Genomic DNA, 19,251 nt, shown 5'->3' with positions numbered 1-19,251 from the left:
CTGGTGGCGCTGTTCGTCACTGCGCGAGGATGACCCGTATGACGACAGAAGAACGCTCCGCGCCCGCGCTCGACGCGGCCGAGCGGCAGATGCTCGAAGGCTGGCTCGACTACCACCGCGCGACTCTGGCCATGAAGTGCGAGGGACTCACCGACGCGCAGCTGCGGGAGGCCTCCGTACCTCCGTCGGAATTCACCCTGCTCGGTCTCGTACGTCACCTGGCGGAGAACGAGCGCGGCTGGTTCCGCGAGGTGCTGGCCGGCGAGGACCTGCCCCCGATCTACGGGACGGACGAGGACCCCGACGGGGAGTTCCACCTGACCGAGGCGGACACCTGGGACGAGGCCAGGGCGACGTGGCTCGCGGAGATCGAGGCGGCCAGGGCCAACGCCGCGAAGGTAGAACTCGACGGCCTGTCGGTCGGCGTGGGCAGGCAGGGCAAGCCGTTCAGCCTGCGGTGGATCTACACGCACATGATCGAGGAGTACGCCCGGCACAACGGTCACGCCGACCTCGTACGGGAACGGATCGACGGCGCGACCGGAGAGTAGGGCCGGCCCCGGGCCGCGTGAGCGCCCGGGCCGCGTGAGCGCCCGGGCCGCGTGAGCGCCCGTGGCGGGTGGGCGCCCCGGGACGGGGGCACGAGGCCGTCCGGGCCCGCTCCCCCCGCCACGCGGGCCCCAGCCTGAACCCCTGACCCGCGGGGCCGCCCTGTCAGGTCGGGATCGCCGGTCCCTCAGTACCCGGGGCCCCGCACACTGCCCTTCAGGGCCCCGCAGCGCCGCCTCGCAGCCGCTGCTCCATACGCCCGATGGCCGCGCGGACCGATCCGCCGTAGTCGTCCCGCTCCAGCACTCCGGCCGCGTCCCACGCCCGGTCAAGATGGAGCCGGGCCGCCTCGAAGCGCTGGAGCTTGAGGTAGTCCGCCGCGAGGTTCAGGTGCAGCGAGGGGAAGAAGGCCCGCACCGCGGACGCGTCGGGATGCTCTCCGGCCGGCTCCGGGGCCGCCCCCTCACCCAGCCCCTCCGCGGCCGTCAGCGCCCGGAGGTCCCAGGCGAGCTCGTCCCCGGGATCATCCTGGGTGTCGGCCATGTAGTGCGCGAGGGTGCAGCGGTGCAGGGCGTCACCGTCTTCCCCGATCTCCGACCAGATGACCCCGAAACGATTGCGGGCCTCTTCCCTGTCACCTGCGTGAAGCAGCATGATCGCCTGGCCGATCCTGGTCATGACGACGTCCCCCGACGCTTCCCGCTGCTCCACGACAGAGGTCTCCCTGATCACCGCCGGCCTGTTCCGGTCGCTCAGACGCTAGCCGCAGCCACCGGCAAACCCGCTCAGGCGCGGGCCTGAGCCGCCGGCCGGTTCGCCTGGAGGCCCAGGTCCGGGATGCGCCAGTCGATGGGCTCGTGGCCCTGCGCCGCGACGGCCTCGTTGATCTGGGTGAAGGGGCGGGAGCCGAACCACTTCTTGGCGGAGAGCGGCGAGGGGTGCGCACCCTTGACCACTACGTGACGCTCCTGGTCGATCAGCGGGATCTTCTTCTGGGCGTAGTTGCCCCAGAGGACGAAGACGGCCGGGTCGGGCCGCTCCGCGACGGCGCGGATCACGGCGTCGGTGACCTTCTCCCAGCCCTTGGCCTTGTGCGAGTTGGCCTCGCCTCCGCGGACCGTCAGCACCGCGTTGAGCAGCAGGACGCCCTGCTCGGCCCACGGCATCAGATATCCGTTGTCCGGGACCGGCAGGCCGAGCTCGTCGTTCATCTCCTTGTAGATGTTGCGCAGCGAGGGGGGCGTCTTGACGCCGGGCCTGACCGAGAAGCACAGGCCGTGCCCCTGGCCCTCGCCGTGGTACGGGTCCTGGCCGAGGACGAGCACCTTCACACGGTCGTACGGCGTGGCCTCCAGGGCGGCGAAGACCTGCTCGCGCGGCGGATACACCGGCCCCCTGGCCCGCTCCTCCTCGACGAAGTCCATGAGCTCCTTGAAGTAGGGCTTCTGCAGCTCTTCGCCGAGGACGCCGCGCCAGGACTCGGGCAGCAGGTCGGTGTCGGTCACGTCCACAACCTCCGGTAAGCAATCGGTTCTTGACCACAGAACCTACCGGCAGCCACTGACAACGCCCCCGCCGAGCCTGCCGCCGCCCGCCTACCAGCTGGTCTTGCGGTACAGCTCCCACATCTGCATGACGGTCTGCGGGTCGAGCGCGCGCTCTCCGCCGCCGATGTCCTCACCCGCCGCCACGTACAGCTTGCCCTGCCACAGCGGCAGCAGCCGCACGTCCTTGACGAGGATCTCCTGGGCCCGCCGGAACTGCTGGGACACGGCACCGCGGTCGCTCTCCTTGCGGGAGGAGGGCAGCAGGTCCTTGGTGATCTCGTCGGTCAGGTAGGGGGTGCCGGTGACACTGTCCTGCCCCACGAAGGGGGCGATGAAGTTGTCGGGGTCCGGGAAGTCGGGGAACCAGCCTCGGCCGAAGACCGGGTAGTCGCCCTTGGTGAAGCCTTCCTGGAACGTCTTCCACGGCGCGCTCTTCAGCGTGATCCGGAACATGCCGGACGCCTCCAGCTGGCGCTTGAGCTCGGCGAACTCCGGAGCGGTGGAGGAGCCGTAGCGGTCCGTGGTGTACCAGAAGGTCATCTCGACGGGCTCGGTGATCCCCGCATCGGCGAGGATCTTCTTGGCCTTGGCCGTGTCAGGGTCACCGTAGGAGTCGAAGAAGCTGGTGGTGTGCCCGGCGATACCCTTGGGGACCATCGAGTACAGGGGTTCCGCCGTCCCCTGGTAGACCTTGGCCACGAGGGCGTCGCGGTCCACCACCTGAGCGATGGCCTGACGGACGGCGAGCTTCCCGGAGGCCGGGTCCTTCGGGTTGAAGACGAGGAAGCGGATGTCGGCACCGACCGTCTCGACGATCTGCAGACCGTTGTTGTCCTTCTTGTTGTCCTCGAGGCCGATGACCTCGTCCGCGGTCAGACCGCGGTAGGTCGCGTCGATCTTCTTGTCCTTCAGCGCCTCCACCATGGGGGCGGAGTCGTCGAAGTACCGGATCGTGACGGCGTCGTTCTTACGGTCGGCGAAGCCCTTGTAGGCGGGGTTCTTGGTGAGCTCCGCCTTGCTCCCCGGTTCGTACGAGTCGAGGACGTACGGCCCCGAGCCGGTGACCTTGCCGTCGTCGCGGATGCTGTCCGCCGGGTACTCACTCGCGGGGACGATCGACATGGCGGGAGTGGCCAGGATGAACGGGAAGGTCGCGTCCGCCTTGGAGAGGTGGAAAATGACCGTGTCGTCGCCCTTGGTCTCCACCCGGTCGAGAGATCCGAGCAGACCGGCCGGGCCACCCTTGACCTTGATCTTCGCGATCCTGTCGATGGAGTACTTGACGGCCTCGGCGTCGATGCTCTCCCCGTTCGAGAACTTCAGGCCGGACCGCAGGGTGCACCGGTAGGCCATGCTCGTGGCGTCCGTGAAACGGCACTCCTCGGCCGCGTCGGGCTCGGGGCTGGTGCTGCCGGTCGGGAAGCTCACCAGGGTCTGGAAGACGTTCCTCATCAGCTCCCAGGAGCCGTCCCACGCCGCCGCGGGGTCAAGGGTCGAGGGCGAACTCGTCGTTCCGACCGATATGTGCTGGTCCGTCTCGGAACTGCTGTCGGACAGCAGTCCGCAGCCGGCCAGCACAGAAAGGGAAGCAAGGGCTGCAGCAGCCTGCAGACTGGCCCGGTAGAACACGTGCACGCTCCTCGATCAGCCTTGGGGTCGGCAGACCATACCGCAGCGCCCCACCGGATCAATCCGTCGGTCCGGCGGGGCACTTGAGTCAATCAGGGCCAAACTGGCGCAGGCCTACCTCAGGCCACGCCCGCATTCAGGAAAATGCCGCCGTCGACCACGAGCGTCTGCCCCGTGACCCAGTCGGACTGCGCGGACGTGAGGAAGGCCGCGGCCCCACCGATGTCCTGCGGGACGCCCAGCCGGCCGAGCGGATAGGCGGCGGCGGCCTCGGCCTCACGGCCCTCGTACAGCGCCTCCGCGAACTTGGTCTTCACCACGGCCGGGGCGATCGCGTTGACCCTGACCACCGGCGCGAACTCGTGCGCCAGCTGGAGGGTCAGGTTGACCATGGCCGCCTTGCTCATCCCGTAGGCGCCGATGAACGGCGACGCGGAGACACCCGCGACCGAGGCGATGTTGACGATCGCCCCGCCGTTCTCCTTCTGCCAGGCCTTCCAGGTCTGCTGGGCGAAACCGAGCGCGGAGATCACGTTGGTCTCGTACACCTTGCGGGCCACGTCGAGGTCGAGCTCGGCCATGGGCCCGAAGACGGGGTTCGTACCGGCGTTGTTGATCAGGTAGTCGACCCGGCCGAACGCCTCCATCGCGCGCTCGACGGCAGCCGCCTGGTGCGCCACGTCGTGCGCCTTGCCCGCGATGGCGACCGCGCGGTCGGCGCCGAGCTTCTCGACGGCCTCCTTCAGCGCGTCCTCGCCGCGTCCCGTGATGACGACCCTGTCGCCCCGGGCGACGAGCGCCTCGGCGATGCCGTAGCCGATACCCCGGCTCGCGCCCGTGATGAGCGCGACCTTGCCACTGTCCTGCACAGTCATGTTCTCCGTTGCCCTTCCGGGGTCAGTTGAGCGGTCCGCCTGCGACGTACATGACCTGACCGGACACGAATCCCGCGTCCTCCCCGGTGAAGAAGGCGATGGCGTTGGCGATGTCCTCGGGACGCCCCACTCGCTGCACCGGGATCTGCGTCGCCGCGGCGGCCTGGAACTCCTCGAAGCCCATGCCGACCCGGGCCGCCGTCTGGGCGGTCATCTCGGTGACGATGAAGCCGGGAGCCACGGCGTTGGCGGTGACGCCGAACTTGCCGAGCTCCTTGGCGAGCGTCTTGGTGAAGCCCTGGAGGCCGGCCTTCACAGCGGAGTAGTTGGCCTGGCCGCGGTTACCGAGCGCCGAGGAGGAGGAGAGCGAGACGATGCGGCCGAACTTGGCCTCCACCATGTGCGACTGGACGGCCTTCGCCATCAGGAACGCGCCCTTGAGGTGCACGTTCATCACGAGGTCCCAGTCGGACTCGCTCATCTTGAAGAGCAGGTTGTCGCGGAGCACACCCGCGTTGTTGACGAGGATGGTCGGGGCGCCGAGCTCGGCGGCGACGCGCGCGACGGCGGCTTCCACCTGGGCGCTGTCCGACACATCACAGCCGACGGCGAGGGCCTTGCCGCCGGCATCGGTGATCTTCTCGACCGTGTCCTTGCACGCTGCCTCGTCGAGGTCGAGTACGGCGACGGCGCGGCCCTCGGCCGCCAGGCGTACGGCGGTGGCGGCGCCGATGCCCCGTGCCGCTCCCGTCACGATGGCGACGCGCTGCTCGGTGGTGGACATGCTTGGTTCTCCTCGCCCTTGGATAGCGGCTCAGCGGACGTCAGGAAGTTCCCGATGACTGAGCAACCGCTTAGTACCTTCAGCAGACGAGACGCTAGAAGCCCTGGCACCCGGTGTCAACGGCACACGGGGGCACGGGCGCATGTCACACCGGACGGCGCCGCGGCCCGCGCGTCGCGAGCGGCGGCGCCGTCCGGGAGATCAGCGCACCAGCAGGTCGAGCAGTCGCTCGACCTCGGCAGCCGGGTCGGCGGTCAGACCGCTGTGCACGGCACCCGGCTGGACGACCGTCGAGCGGGGAGCGATCAGCCAGCGGAAGCGCCGTCCGGGGTCGTCGCCGGCCGCCTGGCCCGCCGCTGTACCGCCCGTGCAGACCCCTTCCACCGCACGCAGCGCGGCACGTACCCCGAGCACGTCCGCCTGCGGGTCGAGGGCCTTCAGCTTGTGCTCGTCCAGATGGGTCCGCGCGGCCACGAAGGACTGGGCGCGGCAGTAGACCAGCACGCCCGCGTTGAAGCACTCACCGCGCTCGACACGTGGAACGACGCGCAGGACCGCGTACTCGAAGACGTCCCGCCTGCTCATCGGCCACCCTCCTCGGCGCCGCGCCCGGCGTCCGCCTGGGCGGCGCGGTCCTTCTTCGTCGGGTGGGGCCACGCCGTGAGGTGCTCGGTGAGCCAGCCCGGCGCCTGGGAGGGCCGGGTCGTGGTGGGTGCTTCCATGACGATCCGCTCGTGGATGCCCTCGGCGCGCGCCAGCAAAGGTTCCACGTAGGCCCGGCGCAGCTGGTCCGTGGTCTCGAAACCGGGTTCACCCGCCAGCCACTCGTCGGGGACGGCGGCGGCCACCTCGGTGAGGAGTTCCTCCGTGACGAACGGGGCCAGCTCGGCGGCGGCAGCCGCGATGTCCGGGCCGAACGGGGCGAGGACGTGGTCGGAGGCGTTGTAGGGCTTGGCGGCGGAGGCCTGCGCACCCGGCCAGTTGTGGTGCCAGATCATCGTCGCCCCGTGATCGATCAGCCACAGGTCACCGTGCCAGACGAGCATGTTGGGGTTGCGCCACGAGCGGTCCACGTTGTTGATCAGCGCGTCGAACCACACGATCTTGCCCGCCTCCGCCGACCCGACCTCGTAGGCGAGCGGATCGAAGCCGAGCGAACCGGGAAGGTAGTCCATTCCCAGGTTGAGCCCGGCGCTGCCCTTGAGCAGCTCCTGGACCTCCTGGTCCGGCTCGGCGAGGCCGATGACGGGGTCGAGCTGGATGGTCACCAGCTCCGGCACCCGCAGCCCCAGCCGCCGGCCGAGCTCGCCGCAGATGACTTCGGCTACCAGGGTCTTGCGGCCCTGCCCCGCTCCGGTGAACTTCATGACGTACGTGCCCAGGTCGTCGGCCTCGACGATCCCGGGGAGCGAGCCACCCTCACGCAAAGGCGTGACATAGCGGGTCGCTACGACCTCTTCTAGCACTTTCCCAGGCCACCCATCTTTTCAGCCTCACAAACCACGGACGACTTCTCCGGAGCGTAGAGGCGGGAATCACGGGTCAACAGTGCTGAGGAGGACCTGGGGAGTTTCGGCCGGCGAACCGGTCTCCCCGCTTCCCAAGCAGACCGTCGACGGTGCCGTGCCCCTTGCTGCCAGCTTCCGGCATGAAGTGAGCATAGTAACCGAGGGTGATCGCCGGCGAAGACTGTCCCAGCCAGGTTCACACCGGGCTCTCCGGCTTCCCACATGATCGAGGCGGCGGCCCCGAAGCACCTGGAAACCGTCCTTCGGGGCCACCGCCCACTGCCAGGCTTTCGCCCCCTCGGCACGTGGCGGGATGATGCCTTGCCCTGGCCGGTCGACGTCGTAGCCGTCGGCTTGAACCGGTCGGCCTTCGTCGTGGACCATCCACGTGCCGGCTGCCGGGCGTGGCGTCAGGTGGTGTTCGCCCTTCTCAGGGGGGCTCCCGCCGTGTGGAGACTCGCGAGGGTCTGCCGGTAGGACTCGACAAGGCTGGTCTCCAGGTAGCCGACCCCGATCTCCTGGCAGTACTCGCGGACGATGGTCCGGGCTCTGCGCAGGTGCGGGCTGGGCATGCTCGGGAAGAGATGGTGCTCGATCTGGTAGTTGAGACCGCCGAGGACGATGTCGGTCAACCGGCCTCCGCGCACGTTGCGGGAGGTCAGGACCTGGCGCCTCAGGAAGTCGGGACGGTCGGCGCCTCGCAGGATCGGCATGCCTTTGTGGTTCGGGGCGAAGATCGATCCGAGGTAGACGCCGAAGAGGGCCTGGTGGACGAGGAGGAACACGACCGCCTTGCCGGGCGGCAGCACCAGGAACAGCGCGCCGAGGTAGGCGGCGAGGTGCGCAATGAGCAGGGACCCTTCCCACGCGCGGTGCTTGAGCGAGCCGTCGAACAGCGATCGCACCCCGGACACGTGCAGGTTGAACCCCTCCAGGGTGAGCAGGGGAAAGAAGACGAACGCCTGCGAGCGGCCGAGCAGCCGCGGCAGTCCCCTGGCCGCACGGGCCTGGTCCTGCGTCCAGACGAGAATGTCCGGTTCGAGGTCGGGATCGAGGTCCTCGTGGTTGGGGTTGGCGTGGTGGCGGGTGTGCTTGTCCTGCCACCAGCCGTATCCCATGCCGATGCCGAGGTTTCCGGCGACGCGCCCGGACACCTCGCTGGCCTTGCGCAGCCGGAAGACCTGCCGGTGGGCGAGGTCGTGCGCGAGCAGAGCCACTTGTCCGAACACGAAGGCGAGGAAACCGGCTGTCAGCAGCGTCCACCACGTGTCACCGATCAGGACGAAGGCCGTCCACCCGGCGGCGTACATGGCCGTCACGACCGTGATGCGCAGGGTGTAGTACCCGGGGCGCCGGTCCATCAGACCAGCATCCTGGATCTTCCGGGAGAGCCGGGCAAAGTCGCTGCCCGTACTCGCCCGCACGGGAGGGGGACGTACCGTCTGCGAGAAGTTCATGATCAGAAGTCGCTTTCCGTAATCGTCAGGCGGCACGACATGACGCATGCCTTATCCGGACTTCACTTGGCATGTGAGTGAACTCCCAGTACTGCGCATACCCGGAATCCCGGAACTGACGTACGCCTCGGTCCGCCGTTCCGCTCCCACTCCCGGCCACCGGACGCCGGCCTGGCCGACATGCCGCTGAGGCGAAGCCCCTGCGAGCAAGTGCCAGCGGTCGCCGGGCACGTGTCGCTGACCGGCGGAAACCGCGACGACGAGCGCATCGCCGCAGCCGCTCCGGGAACTTCGGCATTCCGCTGACGGAGGCGCGGCGTGATGGAGTCCCGTCCTGCATCTCGTCGTCCGCTTCGAATGGCCCCGGACCGGCTCTGCGCGGTCGGGCCGGTTGTGCGGCCATCGACCATCACTCCGCTGGGGGCACCACTCGCGAAAACTACAATTGTCTTGACAAGGAAAGTATGTCCCCTGCCGGGACGCGCGGCATGCTGCCCACCCCCGACAGGGGACGCGCGGCGTGCCGCCCGAGCGGGACGTCCTCCGGTCGGCGGAATCGAGGACAGCAGCCGGCAGATCCGCAGACCCAGGCGGTGTTCCTGGGCAGCGTCGCACAGCTCGCAAGTGCCCTGGTGAAGGGACAGCAGCTCATGCGGAACACGACCAAGATCGCGCTCGCGGCCGCCGTGGCCGGGGGCTATGTCCTAGGACGGACGAAGAATGGCCGCCTCGCGTTCACAGTGGCGACTTACCTCGCCGGACGACGTTTCGGTCTCGATCCCGGCCAGCTGATGGCGCAGGGCCTCACGAAGCTCAAGGAGACGCCTCAGTTCGCCGAGATCACCGACCAGCTCCGCAGCGAAGCCCTGGATGCGGGCAAGAAGGCTCTGGGAGCAGCCGCCGACCACAAACTGGCCGACCTCGCCGGCTCGCTGCACCAGCGGACCTCCCGGCTGGGCAGCGCCGAGACGACCGAAGACGAGGACGAGTACGAAGCCGAAGGCGAGGACGAGGAGGGCTACGAGGAGCCCGTGGCGGATGAGGAGGAAGAGCAATCCGAGGAAAAAGAGGACGAGCCGACGGCGAAGTCCCCGTCAAAGTCGGCGGTTGCGAAGAAGACCGCGCCGGCCGAGCCCGTTGCCGAGAAGACGGCGAAGCAGGCACCGGCGAAGAAGACCGCAACGCGCGCTCCGGCACGCAAGGCAGCCGCCAAGAAGAGCGCAGCGCGCACTCCCGCACCCAAAAAGGCAGCCAAGAAGAACGCGGCGAAGAAGACGCCAGGCCGCGAGCCGTCCACGCGGAGGTAGGTCATGGCACAGTCGGACCGCACCAGCGCGCAAGGGCCCCAGTCAGGGTTTGACCAGCTGCTCAAAGAGCTGACCACGTTCCTGGGAGCGCAAGCCGGGAGGCTCGCGGACAAGGCCTCGGACAAGCTGGGGGGATTGACCGACCAGCTCCAGGACGTCGTGCAAGGCAACGGAAGGCTGTCCGACATCGCCGGATTCGGGGGGCGGATGCTGCAGGGCGACTCACCCTTCAAAGCCATGATGGGCCAAGGTTTCAGCAGCATAAAGGACAAGTTGACCGATGCCGCCTCCCAGCTGTTCGGCCAGAAGGGCCGCAAGAGCGGCGGCAAAGTCGTCAACATCGTCGAGTTCATCGACGTGGGCCTGCCACTGCGCACTGTGTACGACCACTGGACGCAATACGAGGACTTCAGCGGCTTCGCCAAGGGTGTGCGCGACGTCTCCCGCAACGATGACACCACCAGCGACTGGAAAGTCAAGGTCGGACCGTCGACACGCGGCTGGAAGGCCACCGTGCAGGAGCAGGTACCCGATGAGCGGATCGTATGGACCTCCGAAGGGCCCAAGGGAACCACCCGCGGCTGTGTCAGCTTCCACGAGCTCGCTCCGACACTGACCCGCATCGTCGCGGTCGTCGAGTACTACCCTTCCGGATTCTTCGAAAAGACCGGCAACCTGTGGCGCGCCCAAGGCCGACGCCTCCGCTTGGACCTCAAGCATTTCCTTAGGCACATCTCGCTCGCGACCGACGAGGCGGAAGGCTGGCGCGGCGAGATCCGTGACGGCGAAGTGGTCCGCACCCACGAAGAGGCACTTGAAGACGAAGCCAAAGCGGAAGACGAGGACACGGACGAGGAAGAAGACGAATACGAGGGCGAGGACGAACGAGCAGAGGAGGACGACGAGCCCGAGGAGGATGAAGAGAAGCCCCCTGGGGAAGCCGACGACGCGGTGGACGAGGAGTACGAGGACGACGAAACAAGCCGTCCGCGTCGGCGGCGCAGGTAACCGTCAAGTCCGCAGAGGACACCAAAGCCGATGCGTCACCGAAGCCGTTGCCCTGCGCGACCCCTCACGACCCCTGCGTAGGGATCCAGGGCCATCTTCCGGGAGAGCCGGGCGATGTTCGCTCACCGTATCCGCCCGTCCGGGAGGGGCACAGCAGCAGCGGAGAAAGCTGCCCCCGTTATCTTTTTCGCGGTCCTGCAACGGGGCCGCTGGCCTCCGGGTCCGGCATGGCTGTGTCCCCCTGTCGAAGGCATGACCTGGGGGGTGGTGTCACCGGGCCCGGGGGTGTTCGTCGGAGACGCTGATCAGAGGTCGGCCACCGTCCGGTCCGGCGCAATGCCGGGCAGGGAACGTCACGGATCCCCGGCCGCCCTGCGGAAAGCCGGCCGCCGCAGACTTGTCGACCTCATCCGCCCCAGAGCCCCGCGCATGGCCGCCCGGCTGATCGACGACGTCTTCGACGCCCTGAACGAGCAGAGCGTCATCGTTCCCGGGACCGGCACCCTCGACATCGTCGTGCCCTCCCCGGCCCGCTCGCTCGCCGCCGTCCACGAACAGCGCCGAGCTCTGGAAGCCCAGATCAAGACCCTGCTGGAGGAGACCACCCTCTTTCCCAGGTCCTGACCTCGATGCCGGGAGTCGGCGTCAGGACCGCCGCAGTTCTGCTGACCACCGTCGGCGACGGCACCAGCTTCCCCACCGCCGCCCACCTCGCCTCCTACGCGGGCCTCGCCCCGACAACGAAGTCATCGGGAACCTCGATCCGCGGCGAACACGCACCCCGAGGCGGAAACCGGCAGCTCGAGCGAGCGATGTTCCTGGCCGCTTTCGCCTGCATGAACGCCGATCCCGCCTCCCGGGCCTACTACGACAAGCAACGAGCCCGCGGGAAGACCCACACCCAGGCTCTCCTCCGCCTCGCCCGCCAACGCATCAGCGTCCTGTTCGCCATGCTTCGCGACGACACCTTCTACGAGTCCCGAACCCCCACCGTCACCCTCGCCGCATGAACAGGAGCGACACCCCCAAAACCGACAGCTCGGGATTGACGAACGACATAGAGGCCCCCCGCGAGCAGATGCTGCCTGCGGCCGTCGGCACAGCGCAGCAGCTGCCGGCGGTCCTGCCGGGCCCCCGGGCTCTCTCTCGAAGCGGCGCCCAGTCCTCCGCTGTCGTCGTGCGGAGCCGCGCCCGCGGTACACGTCGAACCGCGTGGCCCATGACCGGCAACCGGTTCCTGTCCTGGGGCTGATGACGTGCAGGCTGGGAGTCGCCTGCGGGGGCGTGGTGCAATGAGATCTGTACGGTGCCGCCTCGGCGCGGATCTTCGCGCGTCCGGGGCGGAGTCCCGGTCGGCAGCAAGTAGCAAGGGGTCGCTATGACCGCAGGAGAGCCGGACGACGGGCAAGCCTCTCGCCCTCCCGTGGGCGGAAGTCAGCGGGGCAGGGCAATGACTTTGGCGGGGACGTTGGAAGCGGCCGAGGCCGCGGCACCGGTGGAGTCGCTCGACGTGGTCGCGCGCATGCTCAAGGAGCGCCTCGGGGCCGCGTCGGTGTCGTTCCTGATCACTGACTTCTCCGGCAGTTCGGTCGTGCGGCTGGGCGCTGCGGGCAGCGTCGAGACTGGTGAGCCGGCCCAGCGCATTTGGCTGCGGGGCACCCCGTACGACGACGTGATCCGCAGCCAGCGGCCGAGTGTGGAGGACAGGGACGGGAGAGAGCTGGTGCGGGTCGTCGCCCCGGTGACCAACCGTGGGGATGCCCTCGGGCTCCTGGAGCTGTTCCTGCCCGCGGCACCGAGCGCGGAGGTGATGCGGGAGATCGGCGAGACCGCGCATGCGCTGGCATACATCGTGATCGCGAACCGGTCCCACACCGATGTGTACCAGTGGGGCCGACGCACCAAGCCGCTGAGTCTGGCCGCGGAGATCCAGCACCGGCTGCTCCCGGCGTCGCTGGCGTGCGAGGCGGCACAGTTCGCGGTCGCCGGAGCTCTGGAACCCGCCGACCACGTGGGGGGCGACACCTTCGACTACGTGATCGACCGGGATACGGTCCAGCTCTCCGTCACCGACGCCATGGGGCACGACGTCGATGCCGCGCTGCTGGCCACCCTGGTGGTGGGCGCCCTACGGCGGGCGCGGCGGGCGGGTGCCGACCTCGCGGAACAGGCCCGCCAGGCCGACCGGGCCATGCGTGATCACGGCCGCAGGGGCTACGTCACCGGCCAGCTGCTGCGCATCAGCCTGATCGACGGCGAGACGGAGTTCGTCAACGCAGGGCACCCCTGGCCGCTGCGGATGCGCGACGGAGAAGTCCAGGAGATCGTCCCGAAAGTCGATCTCCCCTTCGGCCTCAGGGCCCAGGCATCGCAGGCCAACACCTACCGCGTGCAGACGCTGGACCTCCGCCCGGGTGACCGTCTGGTCATGCTGACCGACGGCATGCTCGAGCGCAGCGCCGAGAACGTCGACCTGTCGGACCTGATCATCCGCAGCCGCGCCCTGCACCCCCGCGAAGCCGCCCGCACCCTCATCAAAGCGATCGTCGACGTCGGCCACGGCCACCTCAACGACGACGCGACCGTCATGTGCCTGGACTGGCACGGCGTCGCCAACTCCGAGCGCGACGCCGCCCACGGCGCCAGTCTCACCGACGCCTCACAGCCGTCAAGCACAGGACAACCTGCTCCCGGACGATGACGCCCAGGATCAGCAGGCGGCCGGTCACCGCCGGTACCAGCCACTGCGGGTAGGCAGGGCGCCGGTCCGCCTGCCGGCGTCGAAGGAGCCGGCCGCCTCCTCGGCCTCCTGCGGGTCCGTCGACGAGGCGAGCTCGATCTTCTTGCCCAGCATCCGGCCATGGGACGTGGCGGCCAGGGCGGCGCCGGTCAGGACGGTCTTGGCCAGGGTGGAGGCGGCTACCCCCGCTGGCGCCGCCCGCGACCGCCCGCGTCCGCCCACGGGTCAGTTGCATACAGTCCGCGCCCATGAAAGACGGCCGCTGCCCCACAGTCGGTGGGGCAGCGGCCGCAAAGCCGGCTCGTCTTCTCAGCTCTTGGTTCCCAAGGGGTTCGCGGTCTCGGGAGCGACGACCGGCCCGTCCGGCTCGTCCGCGGCCTCGGAAGTCCCCGCCACGGCCGGTCCCGCGGCGCCCCGCAGCAGCAGCACGACCAGCAGGGACGCGAGCAGCAGGACGCCCGCGCCGGCGAGCGCCGCCGCGTTCAGGCCGTCGGTGAAGGCCTCGCGTGCCGCGGTCAGCAGCGCGTCTCCCGTGGCTCCGGGGAGTTCGCCGGCGACCATGACGGCCGCCGCGAGGGTCTCCCGCGCGGCGTCCTCCGCCACGGCGGGCAGGCCCTCGGGCACCGAGCCCTCCAGATTGTTGCGGTACACCGCGCTGCCGAGCGTGCCGAGGGTCGCCAGACCCACCGCGCCGCCCAGTTCCTGTCCGGTCTGGAGCGTGGCGGAGGCGATACCCGCCTTCTCCGCCGGGGCGGAGCCGACCACCATGCCGGTGAGCAGGGGCATCGTGGCGGCGACCCCGGCGGACAGGCCGCCCGCGCCGACCAGCACCATCCACAGCGGGGAGTCCGCACGGACCTGGGTGAGGAAGAGAAGACCGCCGGCGGTGAGGACGAACGCGCCACCCACGATGAACGCGTGGTCCACGCGCTGCGCCAGCCCCGTGGACACCCCGGTCGCGAGGAAGATTCCGACCGACGGGGTGAGACTCCACAAAGAGGCCTCCAGCGCCGACATCCCCTGGACCGACTGCAGGTACTGAGTGGTGAAGATCGCGAAGCCGATCATCACCCAGGAGGCGATCATCGCGAAGACCACGCCGCCGCGGAAGGCGCGGGTCCGCAGCAACGACAGGTCCAGCAACGGTGCGGCGGCCGCGCGTTGGCGCACGACGAAGAGGGCGGCGACGACCAGGCCCACCACGATCGCCACCACAGGCACGACCTCGAAGCCGTCCGTCCCGAGCTCCTTGATCCCGTAGATGACCGGAAGGATCGCGCCCAGCGACAGCAGACAGCCGAGCGCGTCGAACGGTCCCGGCTGCGGGTCCTTGAACTCCGGCAGGAGGCGCGGCGCCAGGACCAGGAGGAGCACCATCACCGGAGCGTTGATGAGGAAGACCGATCCCCACCAGAAGAACTCCAGCATCACCCCGGAGAGCACCGGGCCCAGGGAGACACCGGAGATCAGCACGGCCGACCAGACCCCGAGGGCCTTGGCCCGCTGGGTCGCGTCGGTGAAGATGCTGCGGATCAGCGAGAGCGTGGACGGGAGCAGGCAGGCACCACCGACGCCGAGGAGGGCGCGGGCGCCGATCAGCATGCCCGCGCTGGAGGCGTAGGCGGCGATCAGCGAGGCGCCACCGAAGAAGACCGTGCCCGCCATGAGCAGCTTGCGCCGGCCCATCCGGTCGCCGACCGACCCCATCGTGATGAGGAGCCCGGCCAGGACGAAGGCGTAGATGTCGAAGACCCAGAGCAGTTGAGTGCCGGTGGGCGACAAGTCGGCGCTGATCGCCGGTACGGCGAAGAAGAGGATGGAGATGTCCATCGACACCAGCAACAGTGGCAGCGCCAGGACGGCGAGCGCCAGCCATTCTTTGCGTCCTGCGAGGGCAGGCTCGGTCGTCATCGCTGTACCTTCCTGATGAAAACGGTACGGCAATCGTCTCGTCCGCACCCACGGCCCGACACCCCTAGGGCCCCCTAGGGGCATGGTAGGACAGAGTTCCCGGAATGCCCGGCTTGCCGTAGCCGCGAGTTCCCGAACCACCGCATCGCCTGTCCCCCGCAAAGCGCCCGTGCGCCCTTTGCGTCATTGCGCGACATGCCCGACGGCCGAAAACAAACGTAATTTGGCTGGCAGTCGGCGTCCGATTCGAGAAATTCCACCGGAATCCCATTGGTTACACCCCGGCACTTTCGGCCAGCATGCGCGATCCGGCCACTCTCCGCGCCGTCCGGGGCGCGCCACGAGAGGGTGGCCGCCCATGGCCACGGGATGTCCGGAAGGAATCTGGCCCTGTCGGGGAACGGGTCACTCACCCGACGCTCGGCGCCAGCCGGCCGGATCGCGCCCGGACGGCGAACAGCCCTCCGACCTGGGACGTGTCGCGGTGACGGCCCCGGGCCACCACGCGAGGGAACAATCACGCGGGGCCCGGCACGAGCGACTTCACGCCGGTGCCGGAACGGCAGGTCGTATACGTACGGGGACCGCTTGAGTCGTATACGTACGGGGACCGCTTGACCCGTCCGATCGAGACACCGGGACCACTCCGACGACCGGCCTCCGGCGGGCCGGAACTCGCTCGTCACCGCAGAGCCACCGCGCACCCCGGAAGAGCCGAATATCCCCCACCGCAAGAGACCTTGCGCGCCGCGGAACCGATTGGGCCCGGTAGCCATCAAGCGTAACGTGGCCTTCACTTTGCTGTCGTACTCCAGCACCGAATGTGGTGCTATCGTCGGCCGCTGAGTGCCGGGGGGCCGTTACTCGAACTGACGGACAGTCCTTGCTCAGCGCAGCACAGAACCTCGTGTGCGAACCATTTCAGTCAATGGTGAAGGCGATAGGCAGCAGCCCGGTGAGACTTATCAGAGCTCGGGTGTGGAACGGGGGTACCACCGATGCTTCTCGAGTACGTCGACGCACTGCGCCATCTCGGCGACCAACTCACGGATACCGCGGCGGGGAGGGGACGTCTGCTCATCGTCAACGGCGGGCTGACGAGTGGTAAGGCCGAACTCCTGCAGGAGTTCGCGGCACGGGCGGACCGTGTGGGCGCACTCTGTCTGACCGCGACCGCCGCACGCGGCCTCCAGTCGCTGCAGGCCGATGTCGTCGACCAGTTGTTCCATTCCCGGGGGCTTCCCGCCGAGACCACCGAGCACGTCTCGGCCTTGCTCAGTCCGGCTGTGGTCGCCGCTCAGCCCGGAAGCCCGGACCTGGAGTCCTTATCCGGAAGCGGCGCACGAGCCGTGCGCGACACCTGTGCCGAACTGCTGCAGCTCTCCCGGGAGCGCCCGTTGGTCATCGGTGTCGACGACGTGCAGTTCGCCGACGCGTTCTCCCTCCAGCTGCTGCTCTACCTGAGCCGCCGCATGGAGTCGGCCCGGATCATGATCGTGCTGAGCAAGTGGGACTGGGCCCAGCCCACTCTGCCGCGCTTCTACGCCGAGGTCACCCGGCTCCCCCATGGCCTGATCCGGCTGGTGCCGCTCTCCGAGCACGGTATCGCCGAGCTGATCACTCAGCGCACCGGGGTGCAGCCCGACCCCGGACTGGTCGCGGCCTACTACGAACTGACGGGCGGCAACCCCAAGTTGGTCGACGCTCTGCTGGAGGACCAGCGGACGGGGGACGTCGAGTCCCCGGGATTCGGCCCGGCGGGGCCGGCGGCGGTCGGGAGCCACTATCAGCAGGCGGTGCTCGCCTGTCTCTACCGCTGGAATCCCCAACTCCTGGAAGTCGCCGAGGCGTTGGCCGTCCTCGGCGACGAGGGCGCCGCCGGTCCGCTGAGCCGGCTCAGCGGTCTCAGTGTGGACACCACGGAACAGGTGCTGCACACCCTGGTCGCGGAGGCACTCCTGACCTCGGGTCCGACGCCGGGCAACTACCGGTTCCGTCATCCGGCGATCGCCAAGACGCTGCTCAACAGCCTGTCCACGACCGAGCGCACCCGTCTGCATCTCCAGGCGGCCAAGCTCCTGCATCAGCAGGGCGTCGGCCCCAGACCTGTCGCCCGGCACCTCGCCGAGGCCGGCATCGTGGTGGAGAGCTGGGCCGCAGGTGTCCTGCGGGCCGCAGCGGAACAGGCGCTCGCCCACGACGACTCCGGCACCGCCGTCCAGTACCTCGAACTGGTGATGAACGCCAGCACGCCGGGTACCGAACACAACAGCGCGCGGCTCGCCCTGGTCCACGCCTCCTGGCGTACCAGCCCTGCGGTCTCCGCCCTGCACCTGGCCCTGCTTCCGGAGGGCCCCGACGTGGAGACGCTCAACCGCAGGGACACCGCGACACTCGTCCGGCACGCCCTGTGGCAGGGCGACACCGAGACCGCCGCGGTGGGGCTGAAGGTGCTCGAGGCATCCGGTGGAGCCGTCGACGACAGCACGATCGCCTGCCTCCGGCTGGCCGAACGATGGGTCTACGGACCGACGGTGGAGGAATGGCGCCGCCCCGACACCAGACCCGAGCACAGCGCGGAGCCGACCGGCGGTGGGTCCTCCAGCTGTGCGCATGCCGTATGGGATCTCGCCGCACTGTCCACCCGCACCGGCGCGGACCACGCCGCCGCCAAAGCCCGTCGTGTGCTGGAGAACTGCGCACTCGACGACGTCTCACTGGAGACGGTCGTCGCGGCGATCCTCGCCCTGATGCACGACGGCGAGACCGAGGCCGCGGTGAGCTGGTGCGACCTCCTCCGTGAGGAGGCCGCTCGCCGGCTCGCCCCCACCTGGCTCGCGCTGCTGGAGTGTCTCCGCGCCGCGATCGCCCTGCGGCACGGCGACCTGGCCACCGCGGCGAAACTGGCCGCCACCGGCTACGAACGTCTTCCCGCCTCCGCCTGGGGCGTGTTCATCGGCTACCCGCTGAGCATCCTGATGATGGTCGACACAGCTCTCGACAACCACGAGACGGTGGCGGAGCACCTGCGCCAGGTCGTGCCGGAGGCCATGTTCGCCACCGTGTGGGGGGCCCACTACCTGCGGGCTCGCGGCCATCACTTCCTGGCCACCGACCGGGCGTTGTCCGCCGTCAGCGACTTCCGGGCGGCCGGGGGCCTCTCCGAACGGCTGGATCTGGACTTCCCCGCGCTCTTCCCCTGGCGGGGAGACCTCGCCCTGGCCAACATGCGGCTCGGCCGCACGGTCCTCGCCCATCGGCTGCTCACCGAGGAACTGGAGCACCCCCGACTGGACGTCCGCGCCAAGGGTGTCGCCCTGCGGCTGCTGGCGTCGTGCAGCGATCCGAGCCGACGCCAGGTTCTCCTGGAACGCGCCATCGACCATCTGGAGCGGTCCGAGGACCGGCTCGAACTGTCTCGGGCCCTCAAGGCGATGAGCCGCGTACTGCAGCAGTCGGGTCAGAACGAGCAGGCGCGTTCCACCGCCCGTCGGGCGGCGCAGGAGGCACGGATCTGCCGCACCGGGAGCGAGGAGCCGACGGAGCGGGAGAGCCCTGAGCCGGACCCGACGGTGCCGGGCCCGAGGGTCGCCGCTTCATCGGTGCGCGAGCAGCTGAGCGAGGCGGAGCACAGGGTCGCCACCCTCGCCGCACGCGGTCTCACCAACCGGGAGATCAGCGGGCAGCTGTTCATCACGGTGAGCACGGTCGAGCAGCATCTGACCCGTATCTACCGCAAGCTCGGGGTGACCAGGCGCAGCAATCTGCCCACCCACCTGGCCGACCGGCGTGGTGCGATGGAGGGCCGGGCGCAGGGCTGAGCCCCTGGCCGCGTGTCCACACCCTTCAGGTCCCGTTTCGCCGTACGGCTGACGGGACCTGTTTCGTCGCGTGCGGCTGAGAACAGCACAGGAGTGGCGAGGCGGAAGCCGCGCG

General features: G+C 69.1%; 15 protein-coding genes and 1 pseudogene. 6 read left to right on the top strand and 10 right to left on the bottom strand.

The genetic code is table 11. From position 1 onward, the window contains the following. Window positions 1–38: 38 nt before the first annotated feature. Window positions 39–551 (top strand): DinB family protein, encoded by a 513-nt coding sequence (locus ACFYQ6_RS20820; protein ID WP_361584209.1) that lies wholly within the window; start codon window positions 39–41, stop codon window positions 549–551. Window positions 552–765: 214 nt separating this feature from the next. Here the strand turns inward: ACFYQ6_RS20820 and ACFYQ6_RS20815 are convergent, their stop codons facing one another. The 8 genes from ACFYQ6_RS20815 to ACFYQ6_RS20780 all read right to left on the bottom strand — a co-directional run bounded on the left by ACFYQ6_RS20815 (window position 766) and on the right by ACFYQ6_RS20780 (window position 8,349). Further along, complete coding sequence (locus ACFYQ6_RS20815; RefSeq protein ID WP_361584211.1) at window positions 766–1,260, bottom strand: hypothetical protein; 495 nt, start codon at window positions 1,258–1,260, stop codon at window positions 766–768. A gap of 74 nt (window positions 1,261–1,334) precedes the next feature. Continuing rightward, window positions 1,335–2,054: a uracil-DNA glycosylase gene (locus ACFYQ6_RS20810; RefSeq protein WP_361584213.1), complete on the bottom strand. Its 720-nt coding sequence runs from the start codon at window positions 2,052–2,054 to the stop codon at window positions 1,335–1,337. Between the two features lie 90 nt (window positions 2,055–2,144). Next, the gene (locus ACFYQ6_RS20805; RefSeq protein WP_361584216.1) at window positions 2,145–3,725 is read right to left on the bottom strand and encodes an ABC transporter substrate-binding protein; all 1,581 of its coding nucleotides are present in this window, start codon (window positions 3,723–3,725) and stop codon (window positions 2,145–2,147) included. Between the two features lie 119 nt (window positions 3,726–3,844). Continuing rightward, a complete protein-coding gene (locus ACFYQ6_RS20800; protein WP_361584219.1) occupies window positions 3,845–4,600 on the bottom strand; it encodes an SDR family oxidoreductase in 756 nt (251 codons plus the stop codon). 22 nt (window positions 4,601–4,622) lie between these two features. Continuing rightward, window positions 4,623–5,384, bottom strand: coding sequence for a 3-oxoacyl-ACP reductase FabG (gene fabG / locus ACFYQ6_RS20795; RefSeq protein ID WP_361584222.1), 762 nt, complete (start codon window positions 5,382–5,384; stop codon window positions 4,623–4,625). Window positions 5,385–5,585: 201 nt separating this feature from the next. Then, on the bottom strand, window positions 5,586–5,969 hold the full coding sequence (locus ACFYQ6_RS20790; protein ID WP_361584225.1) for a DUF3037 domain-containing protein: 384 nt from the start codon (window positions 5,967–5,969) through the stop codon (window positions 5,586–5,588). Next, entirely contained in the window at window positions 5,966–6,850 is an 885-nt protein-coding gene (locus tag ACFYQ6_RS20785) for a HipA family kinase (protein ID WP_388764218.1), read from the bottom strand. The genes ACFYQ6_RS20790 and ACFYQ6_RS20785 overlap by 4 nt, the downstream gene beginning before the upstream one ends. Window positions 6,851–7,302: 452 nt before the next feature. After that, window positions 7,303–8,349: a fatty acid desaturase family protein gene (locus tag ACFYQ6_RS20780; protein WP_388764216.1), complete on the bottom strand. Its 1,047-nt coding sequence runs from the start codon at window positions 8,347–8,349 to the stop codon at window positions 7,303–7,305. A 593-nt stretch (window positions 8,350–8,942) separates the two neighbouring features. On the opposite strand from ACFYQ6_RS20780, the gene ACFYQ6_RS20775 reads away from it, so the two are divergent. From ACFYQ6_RS20775 to ACFYQ6_RS20760, 4 genes and pseudogenes are all read left to right on the top strand, one after another. Then, on the top strand, window positions 8,943–9,656 hold the full coding sequence (locus ACFYQ6_RS20775) for a histone protein (RefSeq protein ID WP_388764214.1): 714 nt from the start codon (window positions 8,943–8,945) through the stop codon (window positions 9,654–9,656). Window positions 9,657–9,659: 3 nt separating this feature from the next. Then, window positions 9,660–10,664, top strand: a complete 1,005-nt coding sequence (locus ACFYQ6_RS20770; RefSeq protein WP_388764212.1) for an SRPBCC family protein — start codon at window positions 9,660–9,662, stop codon at window positions 10,662–10,664. Window positions 10,665–11,012: 348 nt separating this feature from the next. After that, window positions 11,013–11,674, top strand: a pseudogene (locus ACFYQ6_RS20765) (transposase); the annotation flags it as partial. Between the two features lie 440 nt (window positions 11,675–12,114). Then, a complete protein-coding gene (locus ACFYQ6_RS20760) occupies window positions 12,115–13,365 on the top strand; it encodes a PP2C family protein-serine/threonine phosphatase (RefSeq protein ID WP_361584233.1) in 1,251 nt (416 codons plus the stop codon). A gap of 24 nt (window positions 13,366–13,389) precedes the next feature. Here ACFYQ6_RS20760 and ACFYQ6_RS20755 read toward each other — a convergent pair whose 3' ends face one another. Both ACFYQ6_RS20755 and ACFYQ6_RS20750 read right to left on the bottom strand, forming a co-directional pair. Continuing rightward, window positions 13,390–13,626: a hypothetical protein gene (locus tag ACFYQ6_RS20755; protein ID WP_361584236.1), complete on the bottom strand. Its 237-nt coding sequence runs from the start codon at window positions 13,624–13,626 to the stop codon at window positions 13,390–13,392. Between the two features lie 87 nt (window positions 13,627–13,713). Further along, entirely contained in the window at window positions 13,714–15,315 is a 1,602-nt protein-coding gene (locus tag ACFYQ6_RS20750) for an MFS transporter (protein WP_361584238.1), read from the bottom strand. Between the two features lie 998 nt (window positions 15,316–16,313). Between ACFYQ6_RS20750 and ACFYQ6_RS20745 the strand changes: the two genes are divergently transcribed. Beyond that, the gene (locus ACFYQ6_RS20745; protein ID WP_361584241.1) at window positions 16,314–19,136 is read left to right on the top strand and encodes a LuxR C-terminal-related transcriptional regulator; all 2,823 of its coding nucleotides are present in this window, start codon (window positions 16,314–16,316) and stop codon (window positions 19,134–19,136) included. Window positions 19,137–19,251: the final 115 nt, after the last annotated feature.

It is taken from the genome of Streptomyces sp. NPDC005494 (assembly GCF_042872025.1).
In the GTDB taxonomy this organism is placed as follows: Bacteria; Actinomycetota; Actinomycetes; order Streptomycetales; family Streptomycetaceae; genus Streptomyces.
The sequence above is the reverse complement of the archived record's forward strand: the minus strand, read 5'-3'. Positions and strand labels throughout refer to the sequence as shown.

What these genes read in the sequence shown, in the direction of transcription:
- ACFYQ6_RS20820 (WP_361584209.1), top strand. Translation starts at nt 39, where the DNA reads ATGACGACAGAAGAACGCTCCGCGCCCGCGCTCGACGCGGCCGAGCGG.
- ACFYQ6_RS20800 (WP_361584219.1), bottom strand. Translation starts at nt 4,600, where the DNA reads ATGACTGTGCAGGACAGTGGCAAGGTCGCGCTCATCACGGGCGCGAGC.
- fabG (WP_361584222.1), bottom strand. Translation starts at nt 5,384, where the DNA reads ATGTCCACCACCGAGCAGCGCGTCGCCATCGTGACGGGAGCGGCACGG.
- ACFYQ6_RS20790 (WP_361584225.1), bottom strand. Translation starts at nt 5,969, where the DNA reads ATGAGCAGGCGGGACGTCTTCGAGTACGCGGTCCTGCGCGTCGTTCCA.
- ACFYQ6_RS20780 (WP_388764216.1), bottom strand. Translation starts at nt 8,349, where the DNA reads ATGAACTTCTCGCAGACGGTACGTCCCCCTCCCGTGCGGGCGAGTACG.
- ACFYQ6_RS20770 (WP_388764212.1), top strand. Translation starts at nt 9,660, where the DNA reads ATGGCACAGTCGGACCGCACCAGCGCGCAAGGGCCCCAGTCAGGGTTT.
- ACFYQ6_RS20760 (WP_361584233.1), top strand. Translation starts at nt 12,115, where the DNA reads ATGACTTTGGCGGGGACGTTGGAAGCGGCCGAGGCCGCGGCACCGGTG.
- ACFYQ6_RS20750 (WP_361584238.1), bottom strand. Translation starts at nt 15,315, where the DNA reads ATGACGACCGAGCCTGCCCTCGCAGGACGCAAAGAATGGCTGGCGCTC.
- ACFYQ6_RS20745 (WP_361584241.1), top strand. Translation starts at nt 16,314, where the DNA reads ATGCTTCTCGAGTACGTCGACGCACTGCGCCATCTCGGCGACCAACTC.